General features: G+C 73.6%; 13 protein-coding genes. 9 read left to right on the top strand and 4 right to left on the bottom strand.

Features of this window, described 5'->3' with window-relative positions:
* Nucleotides 1–273 precede the first annotated feature (273 nt).
* The 4 genes from ACZ7H1_RS19960 to ACZ7H1_RS19975 all read left to right on the top strand — a co-directional run bounded on the left by ACZ7H1_RS19960 (nucleotide 274) and on the right by ACZ7H1_RS19975 (nucleotide 7922).
* Nucleotides 274–816, top strand: a complete 543-nt coding sequence (locus tag ACZ7H1_RS19960; RefSeq protein WP_470788288.1) for an effector-associated constant component EACC1 — start codon at nucleotides 274–276, stop codon at nucleotides 814–816.
* Nucleotides 817–819: 3 nt separating this feature from the next.
* Entirely contained in the window at nucleotides 820–5418 is a 4599-nt protein-coding gene (locus ACZ7H1_RS19965; protein ID WP_470788289.1) for a caspase, EACC1-associated type, read from the top strand.
* Nucleotides 5419–5521: 103 nt separating this feature from the next.
* On the top strand, nucleotides 5522–7192 hold the full coding sequence (locus ACZ7H1_RS19970; RefSeq protein ID WP_470788455.1) for a serine/threonine-protein kinase: 1671 nt from the start codon (nucleotides 5522–5524) through the stop codon (nucleotides 7190–7192).
* Between the two features lie 61 nt (nucleotides 7193–7253).
* The gene (locus tag ACZ7H1_RS19975) at nucleotides 7254–7922 is read left to right on the top strand and encodes a hypothetical protein (protein WP_470788291.1); all 669 of its coding nucleotides are present in this window, start codon (nucleotides 7254–7256) and stop codon (nucleotides 7920–7922) included.
* A gap of 256 nt (nucleotides 7923–8178) precedes the next feature.
* Here ACZ7H1_RS19975 and ACZ7H1_RS19980 read toward each other — a convergent pair whose 3' ends face one another.
* From ACZ7H1_RS19980 to ACZ7H1_RS19995, 4 genes are all read right to left on the bottom strand, one after another.
* Complete coding sequence (locus ACZ7H1_RS19980; RefSeq protein ID WP_470788292.1) at nucleotides 8179–8730, bottom strand: hypothetical protein; 552 nt, start codon at nucleotides 8728–8730, stop codon at nucleotides 8179–8181.
* A 124-nt stretch (nucleotides 8731–8854) separates the two neighbouring features.
* A complete protein-coding gene (locus ACZ7H1_RS19985; protein ID WP_470788293.1) occupies nucleotides 8855–10801 on the bottom strand; it encodes an exo-alpha-sialidase in 1947 nt (648 codons plus the stop codon).
* A 296-nt stretch (nucleotides 10802–11097) separates the two neighbouring features.
* The gene (locus ACZ7H1_RS19990; protein WP_470788295.1) at nucleotides 11098–11619 is read right to left on the bottom strand and encodes a hypothetical protein; all 522 of its coding nucleotides are present in this window, start codon (nucleotides 11617–11619) and stop codon (nucleotides 11098–11100) included.
* Between the two features lie 60 nt (nucleotides 11620–11679).
* A complete protein-coding gene (locus ACZ7H1_RS19995) occupies nucleotides 11680–15030 on the bottom strand; it encodes an ALF repeat-containing protein (protein WP_470788297.1) in 3351 nt (1116 codons plus the stop codon).
* A 633-nt stretch (nucleotides 15031–15663) separates the two neighbouring features.
* On the opposite strand from ACZ7H1_RS19995, the gene ACZ7H1_RS20000 reads away from it, so the two are divergent.
* From ACZ7H1_RS20000 to ACZ7H1_RS20020, 5 genes are all read left to right on the top strand, one after another.
* The gene (locus ACZ7H1_RS20000) at nucleotides 15664–16179 is read left to right on the top strand and encodes a hypothetical protein (protein ID WP_470788299.1); all 516 of its coding nucleotides are present in this window, start codon (nucleotides 15664–15666) and stop codon (nucleotides 16177–16179) included.
* Between the two features lie 30 nt (nucleotides 16180–16209).
* Nucleotides 16210–17799 (top strand): FG-GAP-like repeat-containing protein, encoded by a 1590-nt coding sequence (locus tag ACZ7H1_RS20005; RefSeq protein WP_470788300.1) that lies wholly within the window; start codon nucleotides 16210–16212, stop codon nucleotides 17797–17799.
* 216 nt (nucleotides 17800–18015) lie between these two features.
* On the top strand, nucleotides 18016–19137 hold the full coding sequence (locus ACZ7H1_RS20010; RefSeq protein ID WP_470788302.1) for a ricin-type beta-trefoil lectin domain protein: 1122 nt from the start codon (nucleotides 18016–18018) through the stop codon (nucleotides 19135–19137).
* A gap of 125 nt (nucleotides 19138–19262) precedes the next feature.
* The gene (locus ACZ7H1_RS20015; protein WP_470788304.1) at nucleotides 19263–20894 is read left to right on the top strand and encodes a trypsin-like serine protease; all 1632 of its coding nucleotides are present in this window, start codon (nucleotides 19263–19265) and stop codon (nucleotides 20892–20894) included.
* 49 nt (nucleotides 20895–20943) lie between these two features.
* Nucleotides 20944–21213, top strand: coding sequence for a hypothetical protein (locus tag ACZ7H1_RS20020; protein WP_470788306.1), 270 nt, complete (start codon nucleotides 20944–20946; stop codon nucleotides 21211–21213).
* Nucleotides 21214–21330: the final 117 nt, after the last annotated feature.

Here is a 21330-nt window from a genome sequence, read left to right on the forward strand (position 1 = left end):
CGGCTACACCCTGCTGCCCCCGCTCCCCCCCCCCCCCCCCCCCTCGCCCCCCCCCCCCCCCCCCCCCCCCCCCCCCTTCCCCCCCCCCCCCCCTCCCCCCCCCTCCCCCCCCCCCCCCCCCCCCCCCCCCCCCCCCCCCCCGCGACCGTCCGGCGGCGTTCGGCCCGGTCGCGAACGGCCGGATGAATGGCCGGAGTTGGCCGTGATCGCGAAAGGCTGCGCTGATATCTTCCCATTCCCTCACGAGGTTCTGCGGGTACGGAGGTGCGGCGCGTGCGCGTCACTCTGTCGTTGACCGGTTCCGACGAGGCCGGCGCGGGCGCCGTCCGGGACCCGAGGCGCCGGCTGCAGCGCGACCCCGCGCTGCGCGGCTGCCTGCAGAGGGATCCCGCCCCGGTTCCGGAGCCCGGCAGCATGGGCGCCGCCGACGAACTCGTACCGCTGCTGCTCGCGCCGGGCGGGCTCACCGCCGCGCTCGCCGCCGACGTCGCCTGGCTGCAGAACCGGCGCGGCGACCAGACGGTCACCATCACGCTCCCCGACGGGACCGAGGCCACCGTTTCGGCCACCAAGGTGCGCGGCCAGACGACCGAGACGACAGGGGAACTGGCCCAGCACATCGCAGCCGCGATCGAGAACCCCCGCGTCGAGAACTCCGGTACCGGGCGCCCCGCCGACCCTGCAAGCGACCTGCCCGCTACCGACCTGCCCGCTACCGACCTGCCCGCTACCGACCTGCCCGCTACCGACCTGCCCGCTACCGACCTGCCCGCGGCCGGGCCACGCCCGGCCGCCGGGGCGGCGGACCGGGGCTGATCCGTGCCCGGGGAGCAGAGCCGGACCGCCGGGAGCAGGGCCGCAGAGGACCGGGCCGCCGAGGACCTGAGCGGACCCGACTGCCACGCCGTGGTGGTCGGAACCGGTCACCACCTGCCGGGCGCGCTGCTGGGCGACCTGCCCAGCGCCGTCCGCTCGGCCACCGACCTCGCCTCCGTCCTCACCAGCGCGTGCGGCATGGCACCCGACCGCATCCGCCTGCTCACCGATCCCAGCGGCTCCACGGAGGTTCTCGCGGCGCTGGAAGAGGCCCTCGACCGGGCCCGGAGCGGCATCGTCCTCTTCGCCTTCACCGGCCACGGCCTGCTCGGACCGGGCGACCGGCTCTACCTCGCCACCGCCGCGACCACCACGCCCGAGAGCACCCTCCACGCCGTGCCGTACGCGGAGATCAGCGCCCGGCTCACCGAGGCGGCCGCCCGCTCCGTCGTCGTCCTCGACTGCTGCTTCTCCGGGCTCGCCGAAACCGCCGGCACCCCGCAGGGACCCGACCCGTACACCGCGGCCCGCCCGCACGGCAGCTTCCTGCTCGCCTCGGCCACCCACTACGCGGCATCCTTCGCCCCGGAAGGCGCCCGGCACACCCTGTTCGGCGGCGAACTGCTGCGCCTGCTGCGCGAGGGAGACGCCGGCGGCCCCCGCCGCTACACCCTGTCCGACGTCTACCGCCACCTCGACCGCCGGTTCCAGGACTCACCCGCCCGCCCGCACTCCGGCAGCGTCGGCCGCATCGGAGACCTCGTCCTCGCCCCCAACCCCCGGCACACTCCCGCCGCGGCCTTCCCGGACCCCGCCGAGGGGCCGGAACCCGACGACTCCCCGTGCCCGTACCCCGGCATGCGGCCCTTCCTCACCGAGCAGCACCACCTCTACTACGGCCGTGAGGAGCTCACCGCCGCCCTGGTACGCCGGGTCCGCGACCCGCGCGCGGCCGCCGGGCCCGTCGTCCTCGTCGGCCCCTCGGGCGCCGGCAAGTCCTCCCTGCTGCGCGCCGGCCTGTGCGCAGCCCTCGACACCGCCGGCGCGGGACCGCTGCTGCTCGTCCCCGCCCCGGGCGCCCGCCCCTTCCGCACCCTGGTCGGCACCTGGGCCCGCGCCGTCGGACGCACCTTCGCGGACGTCGAACGCGACCTGGGAGAAGGCCGGTTCACGGCACCCGTCGCCGGCCGCGAGCGGCCCGGGACACTCGTGGTCGACCAACTGGAAGAGATCTTCACCCACTGCCAGGACCACGAGGAGCGCCGGCTGTTCGCCCGCGCCCTCGCCGGTACGGCCGACGGGCCACCGGCGCCGCGGATCGTACTCGGGCTGCGCGCCGACTACTTCGGCCAGTGCCTGCGCGACCCGCAGCTCGCCCCGCTCGTCGCCGACGGGCAGTTCGCCGTCCCGGTGATGACCGACGACGAACTGCGCGCCGCCATCGAGGGACCCGCCGCCCAGGCCGGACTGCGCCTGGAGGACGGGCTCGCCGAGGTGATGCTGCGCGACCTGCGCCAGGAGCGCGCGGGCACCGGCGATGCGATCGCCCTGCCCTTCCTCGCCCACGCCCTTCAGGAGACCTGGGCCCGCCGGCGCGGCTCCCTCCTCACCCACGCCGCCTACCACGCGGCCGGCGGCATCCACACCTCCGTCGCCACCACCGCCGAGCGCGTCCACGACACCCTCGGTCCGGACGCCCGCGAGCGGCTGCGCACCGTGCTGCTCCACATGGTGCACCTGGTCGACAAGGACGGCACCGCGGTACGGCGCCGCGTCCGCCTCGCCGACCTGGGCGGCGACGCGCAGCTCGTACGGCAGCTGGCGGACGCCCGGCTGGTCGTCGTCGACGAGGGCGAGGCCCAGCTGTGCCACGACTCCCTGCTGCACGGCTGGCCCCGCCTGCGCGAGTGGATCGACGCGGACCTCGACAGCCTGCTCGTACTGCGCCGGGTCGGCCAGGCGGCGGACGCCTGGGAGGAGTCGGGCCGGCCGCGCAGCGGACTTTACGCCGGCCGGCACCTGGCCGCGGCCCGCGCACTCACGGAACCCGACCCCGCCCGCCCCGGTGCCCCGCGAGCGAGCAGCACTCCCGGTACCTCCGGCATGCCTGCCCTGCGCCCGGTGGAACGCGACTTCCTCGCCGCGGGCGAACACGAGCAGCGCCGCAAGCGCCGGACACTGGTCACCGGCGTCTCCGTGGTCTGCGCCCTGGCGCTGGTGTCCACCCTCCTCGCCGTACTCGCCACCGTCGCCCAGCGACGGGCGGAGGACCGGGAGACGGGCCTGATCGCGCGGCAACTGGCCACCCAGGCCGACGCGATGCGGGAACGGGATCCCCAGACCGCCCTGCAACTGAGCCTCGCCGCCTACCGGGCCGCGAACACCCCGGAGACCCGCTCCAGCCTGTACGCCGCCTACCTGTCCGTGGTGCCGGCCGATCTGGAGGGGACCCGCAAGATCGTGCTGAGCGTGGGCTTCCGCGCCGACGGCCGGGTGCTCGCCACCGGCCAGGCGGGCGGCCGGGTCCAGCTGTGGGACATCACCCGGCCCGCCGTGCCCGCCCGGGCGGGCCGGTTCGACCTCGGCGCCGGTTCCGGCGCCGTGATCGCCTTCCACCCCAGCGCCCCGCTGCTGGCCGCGCACTCCAGGACGCGGCTCACGCTGTGGGACGTCAGCGACGCCCGGCAGCCGCGCCGTCTCGCCGAGCGCCCGGTGCCGGATGGCGTCACCTACTCCGTCGCCTTCAGCCCCGACGGGCGGACCCTCGCGAGCGGCTCCGCCGACGGCCGGCTGCGCCTGTGGGACGTGGCGGACCCCGCCCGTCCCCGGCTGCACGCCGAGCGTTCGGGAACCCCCGCCGACCTGATGTCCGTCTCCTTCACCCGCAGCGGTCGGTCCCTGATCGCCGGGTACGGCATCCCGGACGGCCCGCCGGCCGGCCGCGCCGCGGTCCGGCTGTGGGACGTACGCGATCCCGCCCGGCCCGTCCTGCGCGACACCGCGACGGCCCGCAGCGTGATGGCGGTGGCCGCCCACCCGCGGCTCGACGTCGCCGTCACCACGGGCGGGAAGGGCACGATGGACTGGTGGGCGACCGACGGCGAGCGGCGCCTGCGGCTCATCAAGGCGACGACCGGCGAACGGACCTGGGGATACGGATCCCTCCCCTCACTGAGCTTCCGCCCCGACGGCAGCGTCCTCGCCGCCGCCGACAGCACCAGCCAGGGCTACGGCGGCCTGAGGCTGCGCCGGATGGGGAGCAGCGAATCCGAGCTCGACCCGCTGCTCGCCGAGTTGGGCAACCGCCCCTCCGACGAGCTCGTGCAGTCGGTGGCCTACAGCCCGGACGGCACGGTCATCGCAGCCGGTGACGTCGGCGGCACCGTACGCCTGTGGCCCGAACGCCCGCCCGCCGCCGCGGTGCCCGGCCAGCCGACCCGGCCCGACCCGGGAACCAAGGCGATCAGCGAGGACGGCCGGTTCCTGCTGATGCAGGACTTCACCTCGGCCAGTGGCCGGACCGAGGTGTGGGACATCGGCGACCCGCGCCGCCCCAGAAGGGCCCTGGTCCTGCCCGAGGGCTGGGAGGCCAGGGAGTTCCTGCCGCGGCCCGGGCCTCCGGTGCTCGTTGCGCACCAGTACAGGACGGGCACCGAGAGACACACGTTCCGGCTGTGGAGCATGTCCGCGCAGGGGAAGCTGCGGCACGGCACCGACATCGCGCTGAAGGCCTCCGAAGTCGTCACCACCGTCAGCGGCGACGGGCGCCTGCTCGCCATCGGCCGCGCGAACAGCCGGCACGTCGAACTCTGGGACGTCGGCGACGCCGCACGGCCCGTGAAGCGCTCCCTGATCGACGCCCCCGTCGCCCTCGGCGACGGCACCCTCTGGTTCCTCGGAGACCGCGCCGTCGGCACGGTGGAGCCGGACGCGGAGAAGGGCCCGGGCATCCGGGTCCACGACGTCTCGGACCCCTCCCGCCCTCGCAAGGCCGGCCTGTTTACCGGAGCGGCGAGCCACGGCAGCGCCGCGTACGTACCGTCGCAGCAGCTGCTGATCACCGAGGAGGTGGGGGAGGTCCTGCGGCTGTGGGACGTGAAGAACGTCCACGAGCCCCGCAGGGGCGGCGCACTGGCAGCGGCATCCGGCGGCTACTACCCCGTGGGGAAGAACCGGATCGCCACCGCCATCAAGGACGGCGGCATCGAATTCTGGGACGTCAGCGACATCAAGCACCCGGTGATGAGGCGCAGACTCAGGCTGGACGGGGCGCTCGAATCCCTCTCCGTGGCACCGGACGGCCGGCAGGTGGTCACGGCCCAGGAGGGAGCGCACCGGATCTGGGACATCGGCAGCGACGGGCAGTGGCGGAGCCCCAGCAGCGTCACGCTGCGCAACGTCACGAAGGTGCACATCCCGCCCGGCGGGCGCCCGTTCATGCTCGTGGAGCACGAAGCCGAGGGCGCCCGCTTCACCTTCCTGCTGGACCGCGACACCGACAGCATCCACCGCGAGCTGTGCGCTCGGTACCCGCTCGACGTCAGCGACGAGGCGTGGAGGGACCTGCTGCCCCATCTGCAGCCCCGCCGGTCCTGCTCCTGACGCGGCGGTACGGCGGCGACGCTCCGGCACCGTGATCTAAGGTGATCCACCGGACGGTCCGCACGGCGCGGATCCGTAACGATCATGAGGACGGGGCGAGTTGGTGGAGTCTCTGCGGCCCGGTGACCCGTCGGAGATCGGGGGGTACCGCCTGCTGGCGAGGCTCGGCGAGGGCGGAATGGGCGAAGTGTTCCTGGCGCGGACCGCGTCCGGCCGGCCGCTGGCCCTCAAGACCGTGCACCGGGAGCTGAGCCTGGACCCGGGCTTCGCCGAACGCTTCGCCCGGGAGATACGCACCAACGACCGCGTGCGCTGCGCCTGGACGGTCTCGGTGGTGGACTTCAGCCCGCCGGGGGCGTCGCCGCAGTGGCTGGCGACGGAGTACATCGCCGCGCCGTCGCTCGGCGACTGGGTGCGCCGGCACGGGCCGCTCGCGGAACCGGCCGTACGCTCCCTGGCCCGGGAGCTGTCCGCCGCGCTCGTCACCGTACGCGCGGCAGGTGTCGTCCACCGCGACATCAAGCCGGCGAACGTACTCCTCGGCCCGGAGCGCCCCTACCTCATCGACTTCGGCATCGCCCGCGCCGTGCGCGACCCGCGCCGCACCCGGACGGGCACGGTCATCGGCACGCCCGGCTACCTCGCCCCGGAGCAGGCGACCGGCGCCGTGGCCGAGGCGCCCGCGGACGTGTTCTCCCTCGCCGCGGCCCTCGTGTACGCGGCCACCGGCCGCAGCCCCTTCCTGGCGCACGGCGAGGACCTGGAACTGCCCGCCCTCCTGTACCGGATCGTGCACGACGAGCCCCTGCTCGACGGTGTGCCGGAGCCGCTCCTTCCGCTCGTGCGGGAGTGCCTGGTCAAGGACCCGGACCGGCGCCCGACCGCCGAGGAGGTGCAGGCACGGCTCGGAGCCGTCCCCGTAGCCGCCCGGGAGGGGGAGGGGGGCGGCTGGGGCGGGGCCGTGCCGCCGGAGCTGGTGGCGGACGCCGGCCGCCGGGAGGCCGAACTCCGGCGCCTCCTCGCCGTACCGGAGCAGCAGCAGCAGCCCGCCCCGGTCCCCGCGGCAGCGGGCCGGGGCGCGCCGGTGCCTCCGTCGTACCCGCCGGCCGTGGCCGGACCCGCCGCGCCGGTACCCCCGCCCACGGCTCCCGGCACTCCGCCGCCCGCCGCCGCTCCGGCCGGGTGGGCGCCCCGCCGGCCCCGGGTGGCCGCTGCGGCGGCCGGTGCCGTCGTCCTCGCTGCGGTGGTCGCGCTCGTGGTCCGGCAAGCCTGGGACGGCGACGGCGGCGACGACAAGGCCGCGCCTCCTGCCGCCTCGCGGACCCCGGCACCGGCAGCGACGCCGTCGGCTTCCGCGCAGTCCTCCGCCGCGCTGCAGCTCCCGGCGTCGTGGGTCGGTACGTGGTCCGGCGTCGGACCCGGGACCCCGGACGCCGATGGCATCACCCGGGCGAGGACGGGCCCCTTCACGGTCACGGTCACGCTGCGCGCGGGTGCCGTCGGCGACCTCGTGGGCCGCCAGGTCAGCGACGTGAAGGAGACCACCACCGGGCAGAACCTGGGGTGCACGGAGGCCCTGGAACTGCAGCAGTTCAGCCGCGACGTCGCCGTCTTCAAGGCGGTGACCACCCACCCGACCGACAGCTCGGGGACCTTCGACTGCCCCCGGGGCAACCTGTACGTGGTGACGAAGACGGGGTCCGACCGGCTGACGCTCGAATCGGAGGGGGCCCAGACGGCCGGCGCCCCTCCGGCCCTGTCCCGCCACCGCTGAGCCCCGCAGCCCCGGGAGCCCTGTGGGCCGCACGCCACCGCACGTGCGGCACCATGACCCCATGAAGCGTGTCGCGCGTCTGCCGCGCCCCCTCCTGCCCGTGGTCGCCCTGGTGTCCCTCACCCTGGTCGCCTGCGGGACCGAGACCGCCGGAAGCGGAGCCGTACGTCCGGAATCCGCCCGCCCGCAAGCCGACCGGTCCGAACTGGAAGCGCGTGCGCGTGCGGCCCAGGTGGCGATCGAGAACGTCTACGTCACCGAGGTGCCGGGCTACGAGCTGGCCGAGCAGTCCGTGGGCGTCCTCGGCGCCGACGGCTTCTCGGCGACGTACGTCAAGCAGGGCGCGGGTGCGCAGATACGGCTCGGCGTCGAGCAGGGCTCGATGGACGCGGCGAGCTGTCCCGCGACTCCGCTCGGAGTCGGCAACGGCGGGAGTGGCGGAGCCGTCGTGTGCGTGCAGGACGGGAAGGGCTGGTACCGCGAGGGCGGGACGCAGCACGAGTACGCCACCGAGGTGGACGGGCGCCTGGTGCGGCTCAACGCCGACACCGGGACCGTGGATCGCGCCACCCTGCGCAAGGCGTCGGAGGCAGCGCACCTCGCGAGCGACGCCGAACTGGACGCCGTACTGCCCTCCGGGACGGGGGACGACGGACCGCCGGTCGAGCGCGGTGATCTGCCGGCCACGGGCGACGGCGCCCCGGACAACGAGGTGGGGACGAGCGGTTGAGCACGCGCGGTGCGGTGACCGGCAGCGGCGTGCGGGGGGACCGCGGACGGCACGAGACCCCGGTGGCATCTGCCGCCGGGGCCTCTCTGTGCTTCGCTTGACCGCACGGTACAACGACCGGCCCGGCCGGGGGTCACGGTCCCGTTCGGCGAGCGCGGCGAATTCCCCGGGATCCGATCCCGTCGTCGTCCCGGGGCGGCTCGGACGCCGCGAAGCCAAAGGGCCGCCCGCGCCCGGTGCCGCCTGCGGACGCGGGTCAACTCCCGGAGGGATCCGCTGCCTTCGCGGAGGGGGAGTCCTGTGCTGCGGTCAGCGCCCAGCGGACGCCGGTGGGCGCTTCGATCCGCAGCGAGGCCGGCTGCGCGCCCTTGCCCAGGCGGATCTGGTTGTAGATCTGCCCTTCGCCCGTGGCGCTGCAGTCGACGGCGAACGACAGTCCCGCCGGCGCGTAGGTGACGCGCAGGGCGCCCTCTCCCGTGCAGACCGCGTCGATCCCCAGCGGGCCCTTGCGGACCCCGCCTTCGAGTTCGATCTCACGATTGCCCCGGGCGTTCGCGACCTCGGCCTTCACGAGGGCGAGTGAGGGCCTGGGCGCCGCGGCCACGGACCGTTCCCCGGCTGTCGGCGCGGCGTCGGGGACGGCGCGGGCCGGAGCCGCTGAACGCACGTGCTCCGCCCCGCTCTTCGGCTCGTTGTCTCCCGTACAGCCCGCGAGGCCCACCACCGCCACGGGTGCCGCGAGGGCGAGCGCGAGCGCCCGGCGGCCTGGGCCGGCGGTCCGCCGCAAAAGATCGATGACTCGTTCCATCAGTGGATCATGCCCCACCCCATCCCGCGCGGAGCACCGGGCCCCCACGTGCACCTGGTTCACGGCCGGGTCCTTCCTACGCCACGCGTACGAAGGACCCGGCCGGCCGCGGGGTACGGGACGGCTACCAGATGGTGGAGAAGCCGAGGCGGACGCGCTCCTGCGCGTTGGCGACGTCGAGGGCGCCGTCCTTGACCCTGGCGGCTTCGTCCGCGCTCAGGGCGCTGCCGAAGATGCGGACGTCGTCCAGGCTGCCCTGGAACAGCTCCGTGACCCCGGCGGGCTGGTTCGGGAAGTCCGGGCGGGCGCCGATGTGGATGCTGAACTCGCCGGGCGGGGTGATGTCACCCGGCTCCGCGGGCGCCGTGAACTCCTGCCCGCCGTCCACGACCAGGACGAGCTGACCGCCCTGGCGCTTGAAGACCGCGTGGTGCCACTGGCCGTCGTTGTACGAGGACGTGGTCGTCACCTCGGCGTAGTCGGCGCCCGTGTTGAGCCCCGCGCGGAGCCGGTTCTTGCCGGGCTCGGCCTTGAGCCAGAACTGCTGGACCTGCTCGCCCATGCCGTAGCCCCAGACGATGGGCAGGCCGCCGCCGGTGGCGGAGTGCTTGAACCAGGCGGTGACGGTGAAGTCGCCCTTGCCCAGGCGCAGCGAGTCGGTGCAGCCCACCAGGCGCAGGTAGTCGTCCTGGCCGTCGAAGTCCATCGCCTTGCTGCTGCCGCGGTCCCCGAGCTGGGCGCCGCCGTGGACGACGGCGTGGTTCCCGTACTTGTTGGGGCCGGTGTCGGTGGTGCGGGGCCGGCGCAGCTCGGTCTTGGCCGCGTCCATGGCCTGCTCGGTGAAGGCGGTGAAGGCGACCGTTCCGTGGGGGATGTTCCCGGCCGTCTCGTACAGCATGCCGATCGTGCCCGTGGGCAGCAGGGTCAGGTCGGAGTAGCCGGCCCGGCCGGGCACGATCAGGGTGCCTTCGGTCTGCCAGGTCCTGCCCTCGTCGTACGAGGAACGGACCGCCAGCTCGCGGCGGTCCTCGAGGGTGTTGGGGCCCAGGCGCGCGGAGCCGGAGAACAGCAGCCGCTGGGGCTTGCCGTCCGGGTCGGTGTGCCGCAGGCCCAGCAGGGAGCCGAACACCGGGGCCGTGTCCAGGTTGGCCACGGGCTTGAAGGGCGCGGCGAACGTCGCACCGCCGTCGGTGCTGACAGCGTCGAGCCGGTGTTCGTTGGTGCCGCAGCGGGCCGAGTTGCGCGCGTTCACGTACAGCGAGCCGCCCGCGGTCTCGGCGACGGTGAGCTCGCCGGGGTACGCCGCGGTCTTGTCCCCGTCCGACGTGGCGCCGAGCGCCCAGGTCAGGCCGCCGTCGTCGCTGTAGTACAGCTGTGCGCCCGCCCTGGTGTTGTCGGCGCTCGTGTGGTCGCCGGGCACGACGAGGCGGCCGTGGTGCTTTCCGTGGGTGAGCTGGATGCCGTGGCCGGGGCCGGTGGACACCCAGATCCAGCCGGGCGCCTTCAGGTGCGGCAGCGGAGCGCCCTCGGTCCAGTTGCCGCCCTCGTCCGTCGAGTGCACGACGCGCAGGCTGCGCTCACCGCGCTGGAGCACGCCCTTCGCGTCGAGCTGCGGGTCGCTGGTCGCGTACAGCAGGGAGACGCGGCCGGTCACCGCGTCCACGACGGGCGCGGGGTTGCCGTGGGCGTCGTCGTCGTTCGCGTCGGCGCCCACCACGACCTTCAGCGGGCCCCAGGTCTTGCCGCCGTCGGTCGACTTCTTCATGACGATGTCGTTGTGCCCGATGTCGCTGCACGTGGCGACCCGGCCCTCGGCGAAGGCGAGCAGGGCACCGGAACGGGTCGTGACGAGCGCCGGGATGCGGAAGCACCAGTAGCCCTCGCCGCGGGCCGCGAAGGGCGTGGACACCGACGCGGGGACCGACGCCGGGGTCGTCGTCGAAGCGGCGCGGGCCGTGGACGCGACGGCCGGCGCGGACGGTATCAGGGCGGCTGCGGCGACGACGGCGAGAGCCAGGGCGCAGAGCCACCCGAGGAGTACGGATCGGCGCACACCGTTCGGTGGGCGCACGGGACTGACGGAACTGTCAGGACTGACGGGACTGACGGACACGGACAACCTTTCGTGACAGGCCACAGGGGCCGGTGATGACGCGGCCGCATCTCCGGCAGGGAGGAGGACGCCGGCACGGCGAATGATCGACTCCGTGTCTGTCGAGTCGCTGTCTCGCGTGCCGAGGCGGCAGCCGCCTACGTCCGAAGTCATTTCTACGCGACCGCAGTTCGGCCGCTGACAGCGCCCCTGCCAGGCAGAATGCGGAATGCCCCGGACCACATCGGTGGTCCGGGGCATTCCTGTGGTGGGGCTCAGCCGCTGCTCTTCACGCTGCCCGTGGCTCCGGACTCCATGTAGACCGTGGTCTTGGAGCCCTCGGGCACGAGCAACACGAGGAACTCCGCCTTCTTGGACGTGGTGAATCCGCGGAACATCTCATACCTCTTGCCCGGGTCGAGCTCGAGGCCGAACTGCTTCATCGACTTGTCCTGGAAGGGCGGCTCGGTCGCCGGGATCGTCACGCTGCCCTGCGTCCTCGGGCCCGAGGCGGGCCAGTGGAGCGGATTCTCGAGGTCCACTCCGTGGTCCTTCAGGTACTGCCCGGCGCAGTCCTTGGGCACGGTGAGGCTCATCACGAGCTTCGTGTCCGGCCAGGACGTCGTTCCCCTGAAGGACGTGACGTCGGTGGGACAGGCCGGCAGCTCCAGGTCGAAGGCCTTGAGCACTTCCTCCCGGCTCTCGCTCCCGCAGCCCGTGACGAGCGGGGCGGCGAGGGCGGCCAGTGCGACCAGGCTCCGTACCGACCCGGACCGCTTGCCTCCGGTGAATCTCATCCTGCCCCGCTCGTTCATCGCATCCCTCCGAGAAAACTTCGACCGTGTGGAGACGGTCCCTCAGCCCACAGGCTGGTCGATCCTGATGGTGCTGCTGCCGTGGACCTCGTAGTCCCGGGCCATGCCGTACCGGTGCAGCTCGGCCCACAGCCCGAAGTCGATGCCCCACTTCTTCTCGCCGTAGTCGAAGTTGTAGTCCTTGAAGACGTCGACCCGCGTATCGCCCGTGGCGCGGTACCGGCCGTCGGCCTGCCGCGTCAGGGTGACGGTGCCGCTCTGGCGGTACTGGAAGCCGCGCAGCGCGAAGTTGAGGTCCCGGTCGTTCTCGTCGAACGAGCCCGTCTTCCACATGCTGTCGACGTTGACGCGGCACGTGGCGGTGGTGCAGCTCTTCGCGGCCTGCAGCAGGTAGCCGTCCATCAGGTCCGCGCGGCTCTTCGCCCAGTTCTTCTCATTGGTGAGCCGGTCCATCTGGCCTGCCGAGAGGTTGTACGGGCGGTCCGGAGCCGTGGTCCAGTAACCGTACAGCTCACAGGCCATCGGGCCCGATGCGCAGGTGGCGAGGTGGCCTCCGGCCAGCACGCCCGTGTTGAACTGGTGCATGACGAGGTACTCGAGGACGGACGCCGAGTCGTACTTGAAGTGCTCGCCGTCCTGGTCCGACTCCGGCGCCGGGTTTCCGCCGCCGCTGACGGAGATGTCCCCCTTGGGGCTGCGGTACTGCTCCAGGAACTTGGTGATGGCGATCGCCGTGGCCTCGATGGCCGCGTTGGCGGCCACGGTGGCGTCCTGCTTGGCGGCGTACGCAGAGGCACGCGCGGACGCGGCCGACTGCCGGGCATCGGCGGCGTAGGCGGCCGCCTTGGAGGCCGAGTAGCGGGCCGAGGCCGCAGAAGCGTCGGCCTGTCGGGCCGCGCTCTGCGCCTGCTGCGCCGCACTGCGCGCGAGCTTGGCCGACTCGGCCGCCTGCTTGGCGGAAGCGGAGGCCGCCTCCGCGGACGTCTGCGCGTCCTTGGCGTACGTCGCGGCCTCTGCCTTCGACTTCAGCGCCGCCTCGGCGGCCTTGGTCGCTTCGTTGGCAGCGTCCCTGGCGTTGGCCGCGGCCGCCACCGCCTGCTGGGCGTTCTCGTGGGCGATCGCGGCCGTTCTGGCCGCGCCGGCGATCAGGGCCTCGATGCTCGCGGCATGGGCCGTGGCGTCCTGGTCGAGCTTGGCCGCCTGGTAGCGGCCGACGGTCACGAACTGGTGCAGCATCGCCGCCGGGCCTTCCAGCGCGACGAAGGCCGCAGCCTTGACCTGGTCGCCGCCGCTGCCCTTGAGCTGCAGGGCGATCTCGCGGTCGTCCTCCTCGCGCGCCGCGTACCAGCCGGTCTCGAGGAAGGCGCGCAGCGCCTCGGTCGTCCGGGCGTCGATGGCGGCCGTGGCCGCCTTCTTGACCTGCGTGCCGCCGGCGGCGGAGATCTGCAGGACCTTGACCCGGTATTCCTCCATCTGGGCGTCGTGCTGACCGGTCTTCAGGAAGGTCGTGACGTCCGCGTACGAGCCCTTGAGGGCAGCGGCCGCGGCGGTGCGCAGCGGGGCGGCGGAACCGGTGTCGGCGAGGTTGCTGACCCGGGCCCAGTCGTCCTGCTCCTCGGAGCGCTTGCGCAGCGACTTGAGCCAGGCCTGGACCTCGACGTCGGTGCCCGTCAGCGCGGACTCGGCTGCGGTCCGCGTCCAGGGGCCGCCGGTGGTCATGAGCCGCAGGGCGGCCGTACGGCCCTTCGTCACGGCGGTCTGCGGGGCGACGCCGGGGGCGACGGCGTCCGCGAGGAGCTTCGTGGTCTCCGCGTCGCGGCGCGCGGCCTCGAGCTGGTTGTCGGCGGCCTTGACCGCCTGCTCCTGCTCCTGCTTCTTCGCCTCGGCGGCGGCGCGGGCGAACTCGGCCTTCTGCGCCTCCAGCTGAGCCTTCTCCGTCGCGCGAGCGGTCTTGAAGACGTCCTTGGCCTTGTCCACGGCCTCCGAGGCGTTCTTGGCCGCCTCGACGGCGGCAACGGCGTGCCGGCCCGAGGCGTTCGCGTAGTCGACCGCCTTGCCGGCCTGGGCCACGGCCTCGTCCGCGGCCTTCGCCGCCTTTCGGGCGTGGGCGGCCGCGTCCGTCGCAGCCTTGTGCGCACCGCGTGCCGCGGTGCCGGCGATGCCGGCCAGGTTCTCGGCCGCGTCCGCGGCGTTGGTCGCGGTCGCGGCGGCGCTGCGGGCCTGGGCGGCGGCAGCGGCCGCACGCTGGGCGTCCGCGGCCGCGAGGCCCTCCTTGGCACCGGCCTCGGCCGCTGCCGTGGCGGCGGCGGCCGCGTGGCGGCCGGCGCTCGCGGCGGACTGGGCCGCAGCGGTCGCGCCCGACAGGGCCTGGATCGCCTGCATGGCGGCGGCGGCCGCGTTCTCCGCGCCCTTCGCCGCGTCGCGTGCCTGCTGGGACGCCTGCCGGGCGGCGCTCGCGTTGCCCGCGTCCCTGGACGCGGCGGTCGCGGACTCGTAGGCGCGGGCGGCTGCGTTGCCGGCTGCCGCAGCGGCCGAGGCGGCGGACGCGGCTGCGCTCGCCGCGGTGCGGGCCGCCGAAATGGCCGTGTTGGAGGCGCGGATGGCCGTACGGGCCGCAGCGGCGGCGCCGCTGGCGGCCCTCGCTGCCGCCCGGGCCTTCAGGGCAGCCTCTTCCGAGGAGGCCTTGGCCGCAGCCGTTGCCTTTCTCGCCTCCTCCGCAGCCGCCTTCGCCTTGGCTGCGGCCTGCTCGGCCTGCGTCGCCGCAGCCTTCGCCGCCTCCGTCTCGGCCTTGGCGGTCTCGCCGGCCTTGGTGGCGAGATCGGCCAGCTGGGTGACCGTCAGCGTCTCCTGGTCACGGGCTCGCGCGACGAACTGGCCCTCCGTCAGGAACACGTGCATGGAAGCTGCCGAGCCGCCCAGCGCCTCCTGGGCGGCCTTCTTGAGCGCCGGCCCCGCGGACGCGGAGATCTGCAGGATCTCCATGCGTTCGTCCTCCTCGCGGGCTGCGGGCAGCTCCATGGCGAGGAAGTCCATCAGGGCGGCGGTCGTGCCCTGGTCGATCGCCTTCGTACCGGCGGCGCGCACGGAGTCGCCCGCCTGGTTCATCGTCTGCAGGACGGCCATCCGCTGGTCCTCGAGCAGCGCCTCCTGCCAGCCCGTCGCCAGGTACTTGGCGAGCTGCTCCGGCGTCCCGCTGAGGGCCTCGTTGAGGCCCTTGCGGACCGAGGGCCCGCTCTCGTTCATCAGCTGAAGGGCCTTGACCTGGTTGTCCACCTGGACCAGGTCGGGCGCCTTCTTCGACAGGAAGTCGCTCACGGCGGCGTCACCCGCCGTCAGCACCTTTTCGGCCGCATCCCTGGTCTCGTCCCCACCCGTACGCCACAGCTCGAGCAACTGGGCCCGCTTGTTAGGCGGGAGTGCTTCGGCACCTGCCGCGGCCGGTGCCGCAAAGGCCACCGCCGTACCCAACAGGCCTGCTCCCATTGCGAGGGACAACGCCCCCGCGACCGATGCGCGGGCGATTATCCCGCCACGCGACGGCCCTGCTCGAAAGCGATTGTCGCTTCCCAACACTTCGTCTTCCCCCAAATGCGCAAACACGGACGGCCGTTTGGTCTCCGGCCCCCGTTCATCGCGATTGATGAACCGTCATGCTCGCACCCTCCGGGAGGTGTTGTGAGCCACCCTAAACCGCCGGTAACGCCTTCCGGTGCCTTCGTGAATTCGGATCTCTGGAGATCAACTTCCCTTCTAATTACGTAACTTGACGCTCTCTCAGACATGTTTCCCCGATCTGGATCCGAGTCCGAGGCGATCTTTGTTAGGCACATCACAAGCCGGTGGATTCGGTCATTCCGGAACTCGGCTGGTAGAAATGCCAACGCCGTCCCGGACCACAGCAGTGCGACAGGCGTGGCTGGCTAGGGCAACTAGGGGGAAACGACGGGGATCCTGGTTCCAGCCGGGCGGCCGACCAGTAGGCATTCGCCTGCTTCTCCGTCGCAAGACAGTTGAAAGAGGAAGCTCATGAAGCTCTCCCCTGCCGTAATCCTTGCTGCTTCTCTGGTCGGAGTCGTCGCAATGGGCGGCGCCGCCGTGGCCGTTGACTCCGGCTCCGGCACCACCACCAGCAAGGCCGTTTCGGCCGACCTCCCGCCGCTCGCGGTGGAGGATTTCCAGTACCCGCAGGCCGAAGCCGATGCCGCGCTCAAGGCGCGTGGAATCAAGCTGAAGAGCGGCGACGGACACATCATGTACGCGGCGTGCAACGCCATCGCCGACCCGGACCGCATCGAGGTCTACAGCCACACGGAGCCGAACAAGCCGTTCTGCTTCCGCGTCACCGGTGCCGGTTCCCTGGTCCTGGAGCTCCCGCGGGTCTACGCGGTCCGCTCGTTCGACTACAAGGTCCACGTCGACATGACCGTCGCGAACTCCGAGGTTTCGTTCGACGTGCCGAAGAACGAGTGGGTGGGTGTCGGCAAGACCACCGACCCCGCAAAGCGCGACCACGCGCTCGTGGCGCTCACCACCTCCAAGTAGGCAGCGAAAGCGCCACCGCAAGGACCACTCATGTCTCTTCTCAGCACGCGCACTGCCCGTGCCAACTCCCTTGTGCTCGCTGCTGCCACGGTCGCCGCCGGGCTCCTCTCCGCCGGGTCCGCCCAGGCGGTCGAGGGCCCCGAGGCCCCGGCGGGACAGCACTCGGCAGTCGTCGGCATGCGCCTCGGCGAGGGGGAACTCGCCCGGGCGTGCACGGCGACACTGATCGACTCGTACTGGGTCGCCACCGCAGGCAGCTGCTTCGCGACGGCGCCGGGAGCCCAGGTGCCGGCCGGCAAGCCCGCCCTCAAGGCGACGGCCGTCCTCGCAGACGGCCGCACCGTCGAGGTGACCGAACTCGCCCCGCGCACCGACCGCGACCTGGTCCTCGCCCGGCTGGCCGCCCCGGTCACGGACATCGCGGCCGTCCAGCGTGCGGACTCCGCGCCGACGGCCGGTGCAGCCCTGACGGCGGTGGGCTTCGGCCGCACCCGTACCCAGTGGGTACCGGGCAAGGCGCACACCGGCGCGTTCACCGCGGGTTCGACCGACGCCACCGCGCTCTCCTTCACCGGCAAGGGCACCGACGTGCTCTGCAAGGGCGACACCGGCGGTCCGGTGCTCGACGCCGCGGGCCGGCTCGTCGGCGTCAGCAGCCGTTCCTGGCAGGGAGGTTGCCTCGGCACCGACCCCGCCGAAACGCGCACCGGTGCGGTCGCCTCACGTACCGACGACCTGGCCGACTGGATCGCCAAGACCACCGAACCGCGCCGTTCCGCCGCATCCCATGAGGCCGGCGGCGGCAACCGGGTGCGCTGGGCCGACTTCGACGGCGACCGACGGCCCGACTACGTCACGATCGCCGACAACGGCGAGGTGAACGTCTGGCTCAACCACGGCGGCGACCCGGCCGGGGCGAACGGCTGGCAGGGCATCGGCCGCGTGGCCACCGGCATCACCCCGGACCGCAGCCGGGTCCGCCTGGCGGACTTCGACGGCGACGGGCGGTTCGACTACCTGGTCGTCAACCGCAGCGGATCGGTCGACGTGTGGCTCAACCGCGGCGGCGACCCGGCCGGGGCCAACGGCTGGCAGGGCATCGGCCAGGTGGCCTCCGGGGTCACACCGGACCAGAGCAAGGTCCGCTTCGCGGACTGGGACGGCGACGGCAGGACCGACTACCTCGCCTTCAACGACAGCGGGGCCGTCGACGTCTACCTGAACCGCGGCGGCGACGAGGTCGCACCGTGGCAGCACGTGGGCCGCGTCGCGACCGGCGTGACCGACGACCGCAGCCGGGTCCGCTTCGCGGACAACGACGGCGACGGCAAGGCCGACTACCACGTCGTCAAGCCGAGCGGTGGCGTCGACCTGTACCTGAACCGCGGTGGCGACGTCGTCCCGAACGGCGGCTGGAAGGTCGTCGGGCAGATCGCGACGGGCCTGACCACCGAACACAACCGGGTCGAGTTCGTCGACTTCACCGCCGACACCCACGCCGACTACGTCCTGCGCGGCAGCGGGAGCGACAGCAGCGCCACCGTCCACGGATGGAACGGCGGCGATCCGGCCGGGGGCAACGGCTGGATCAACGTCGGCAAGGTCGCCTCGGGCGCCTGACCCGCGCCCTGCACCCCGTCCCGGCGGCCGTCTTCCGTGACGGGACCCCTCCGCGGCCGTCCGCGACGGGCTTGGGGGGGGGGGGGGGGGCGCCGGGGGGGGGGGGGGGGCCCACCCCCCCCCCCCCCCCCCCCCCCCCCCCCCCCCCCCCCCGGCCCCTCCGGACTGCCCGGCCCACCACCCTTCAGCCACCGCACAAGGCAACAGAGGAAGAACATGTCCGAAACCCGCGCGCGTGCATGGACCAGTGCGACGCTCACCGCAGTCACCGTCGCCTCGCTGATGTCCGTCGGCACGGCCCAGGCCATGGTCGGCACCCCGGCCGCCGAAGGCCAGTTCGCCTTCACCGCGAAGCTGGCGATCGGCGGGGAGGACGCCCCGAGGGCCTGCACCGCCACGCTGATCGACGACCTGTGGATCGCCGCCGCAGCCAGCTGCTTCGCCGCCACCCCCGGCGCCCAGGTGCCGGCCGGCAAGCCCGCCCTCAAGGCGACCGCCACCTTCGCCAACGGGCAGGCCCTGTCCGTCGTCGACCTCCAGCCCCGCACCGACCGGGACCTGGTACTGGCCCGCGTCGAGCGCCCCGTGGTCGACATCGCTCCCGTCAAGCCGGCGGCGACCGCCCCCGCCCGGGACGAGGCCGTCACGGCCGTCGGCTTCGGCCGTACCAAGACCGAGTGGGTGCCGGGCAAGCTGCACACCGGCCGGTTCGGCGTCACCGAGACCGCGGAGACCACCGTCTCCGTCGTGGGCAAGGGCAGCCCGGCCGACGCGATCTGCAAGGGCGACACGGGCGCCCCGCTGCTGCGGGGCTCCGGCGCCGCGGCCGAACTCGTGGCCGTGGCCGGCCGTTCCTGGCAGGGCGGCTGCCTCGGTACCGCCCCCACGGAGACCCGTACCGGCGCTGTCGGCGCCCGTATCGACGACATCAAGCCGTGGATCGACCAGACGGTCGGCTCGACCTTCGCGCTGATCGGCGCCGGCTCGAACCGCGCCCTCGACGTGGCCGGCACCCAGTGGGACGCGCCGGTCCAGATCTGGGACTACTGGGGCGGCCAGAACCAGCAGTTCACCTACACCGACGCCAAGGAACTGCGGGTCTTCGGCGACATGTGCGTGACGCCCTCCGGCGGCGTCGCCAAGGCCGGAGCCAGGCTGATCTCCTGGCCCTGCAACGGCGAGGCCGCGCAGAAGTGGAACGTCAACGCCGACGGCACGATCACCGACGCTGCCCACGGGCTCTGCCTGAACGTCAGCGGCGAGAAGACCGAACGCGACTCGCCCACCGGTCTGTGGTGGTGCAACGGCAAGTCCAACAACCTGTGGAAGAAGGCCTGACCCGCCTGCCCGGGTACCCGCTGCCCACGCCGGCAGCGGCTACCCGCCCGGGCCGAACGCCCCGGACCGCGCACCCCGCTCCGCGCCCGCCCACCCTGCTGCCCGCCCCGTCGAAGGAAAGTCCCATGTCCTCGTTCCGCCCCCGCTCCGCGCGGATCTCCACCACCGCCGTGGCCACGGTCACGGCCGGTCTCCTGGCCGCCGGCTCGGCCACGGCCGTCGTCGGCACGCCCGCTCCCGGCGGCAAGCTCGCCCACACCGCCCGCATCACCGTCGGCACGGGCGACACGGCACGCGCCTGTTCCGGAGTGCTCGTCGCCACCGAGTGGCTGCTGACCGCGACGGGCTGCTTCGCCGAGAAGGCCGGCGAGCAGGTCCCGGCCGGCAAGCCCCGGACCAAGTCCACCGCAGCCTTCGGCGTGAACGTCATCGAACTGACCGAGCTCGCGCCGCGCGACGACCGCGACGTGGTCCTGGCGAAGCTGGCGCAGCCGGTCACCGGCGTGACGCCGGTCAAGATGGCCCGGACCGCCCCCGGCACCGGCACGGCCGTGACCGCCTCGGGCTTCGGCCGGACGGCGGGCGAGTGGCTCCCCGGCAGCGCCCACACCGGCACCTTCGACACCGGTTCCGCGACCGTCACCACCCTCCCGATGACCGGTACCTCCGGCGCCGGCATCTGCAAGGGCGACGCGGGCGGCCCCGTGCTCAACGCCGACGGCGAGCTCGTCGGGCTCAGCAGCCGCTCCTGGCAGGCCGGCTGCCTCGGCACCGACCCGGCGGAGACCCGTACGGGCGCCGTCGCCACGCGGACCGACGGCCTCGACGGCTGGATCCGGCAGACCCGTGCGCAGTCGCCCGGCTGGAAGACCGAGGCCCTCGTTCAGAGCGGCACCGGCCTCTACCAGGGCATCCGGCTGGCCGACGGCACCTGGACCGGCTTCGGCGACGTGCAGACCACCACGGCCGGGAACATCGGCGGAGTGCGCGCGGCCGCGGTCGCGGGCATCAACGGGGACACGCACGTCGTGGCGCTGGCGGCCGACGGGCGCCTGCACCACACCATCCGCAAGGCCGACGGCAGCTGGGGCGCCTTCGGGCACGTCGGCGCGGTGGCCGGAACGCTGACCGGCATCACCCGCGTCTCCGCCGTCTCCATCGGTGCGGACCTGCACGTCGTCGCCGTCGCCGGCGGCAAGGTCCACCACACCGTCCGCAGTGCCACCGGCCACTGGACCCAGTTCGGCGACGTCACCGAGGCCACCAGCCCGATCGGCGCCGTCACCTCCGTCGCCACCGCCAGTGCCGGGGGTCAGCTCCAGGTCATCGCCGTCAGCGGCGGCAAGGCCTTCCACACCCTCCGCAAGACGACCGGCCACTGGACCCCGTGGGGGAACGTCTCCCAGGCCGCTGGTGACACCGGCACCGTGACCTCGGTGGCCATGGCCGGCATCGGCGGCGACACGCACGTGGTCGTCGCCACCGACAACGGCACCCGCCAGTACCACTCCATCCGCAAGGCCGACGGCCGCTGGGACGACTTCGCCGACCTCGACGGGGTGCTCGGCGACATCACCGCCACCTCGGTGGCCGCGGCCGGTGTCGACGGTCAGCTGCAGGTGGCCGTCACCACGGCCGACCGGCGTGTCCTGCACACCGTCCGGCACACCGACCGGACCTGGAACGGCACCGGCCCCGTACGTCTGGAGGGGCTCACCGGGACCCCCGGCGCCATCGCGCTCGCCGGCACCCTCTGACGGCCGTGCGGCATCCGCCGATGTCAGTGGTCGGAGCGATGCTGTCGGTATGGATGAGCAGATCATGCGCGGCCGGGTGTACGGCGCCGATCATGACGACCCCGATCCGGGGCCGCGCCCGGGGCACGCGTACGCAGAGCTGGTCGGCGGCCCGCTGGACGGGCTGTTGCTGGACGTCACCGGCTGGAGCCCGGCGGACCGTGCCGAAGGGGCCTTGCTGATGACGGAGATCGGACGGTACGGACCCGGCGGCCGGGCCTCGTACGGGCCGCGGCCCGGCGATCCGTCCCGCTTCGACTGGCAGGGCGACATGCCATGACCCCGCACCGGGGGGGGGGGGGCGGGGGGGGGGGGGGGGTGGGGGGGGTGGTGGGGGGGGTGGGGGGGGGGGGGGGGGTGGTCGTGTCTTTTTTTGTGCAGTCCGCACCATATACAG

It is taken from the genome of Streptomyces sp. NPDC037401 (assembly GCF_055602345.1).

Bases quoted from the DNA above. Each gene is read 5' to 3' on its own strand.
- ACZ7H1_RS19990 (WP_470788295.1), bottom strand. From the start codon at position 11,619: ATGAGATTCACCGGAGGCAAGCGGTCCGGGTCGGTACGGAGCCTGGTC.
- ACZ7H1_RS20010 (WP_470788302.1), top strand. From the start codon at position 18,016: ATGTCCGAAACCCGCGCGCGTGCATGGACCAGTGCGACGCTCACCGCA.
- ACZ7H1_RS19975 (WP_470788291.1), top strand. From the start codon at position 7,254: ATGAAGCGTGTCGCGCGTCTGCCGCGCCCCCTCCTGCCCGTGGTCGCC.
- ACZ7H1_RS20005 (WP_470788300.1), top strand. From the start codon at position 16,210: ATGTCTCTTCTCAGCACGCGCACTGCCCGTGCCAACTCCCTTGTGCTC.
- ACZ7H1_RS19980 (WP_470788292.1), bottom strand. From the start codon at position 8,730: ATGGAACGAGTCATCGATCTTTTGCGGCGGACCGCCGGCCCAGGCCGC.
- ACZ7H1_RS20015 (WP_470788304.1), top strand. From the start codon at position 19,263: ATGTCCTCGTTCCGCCCCCGCTCCGCGCGGATCTCCACCACCGCCGTG.
- ACZ7H1_RS20020 (WP_470788306.1), top strand. From the start codon at position 20,944: ATGGATGAGCAGATCATGCGCGGCCGGGTGTACGGCGCCGATCATGAC.
- ACZ7H1_RS20000 (WP_470788299.1), top strand. From the start codon at position 15,664: ATGAAGCTCTCCCCTGCCGTAATCCTTGCTGCTTCTCTGGTCGGAGTC.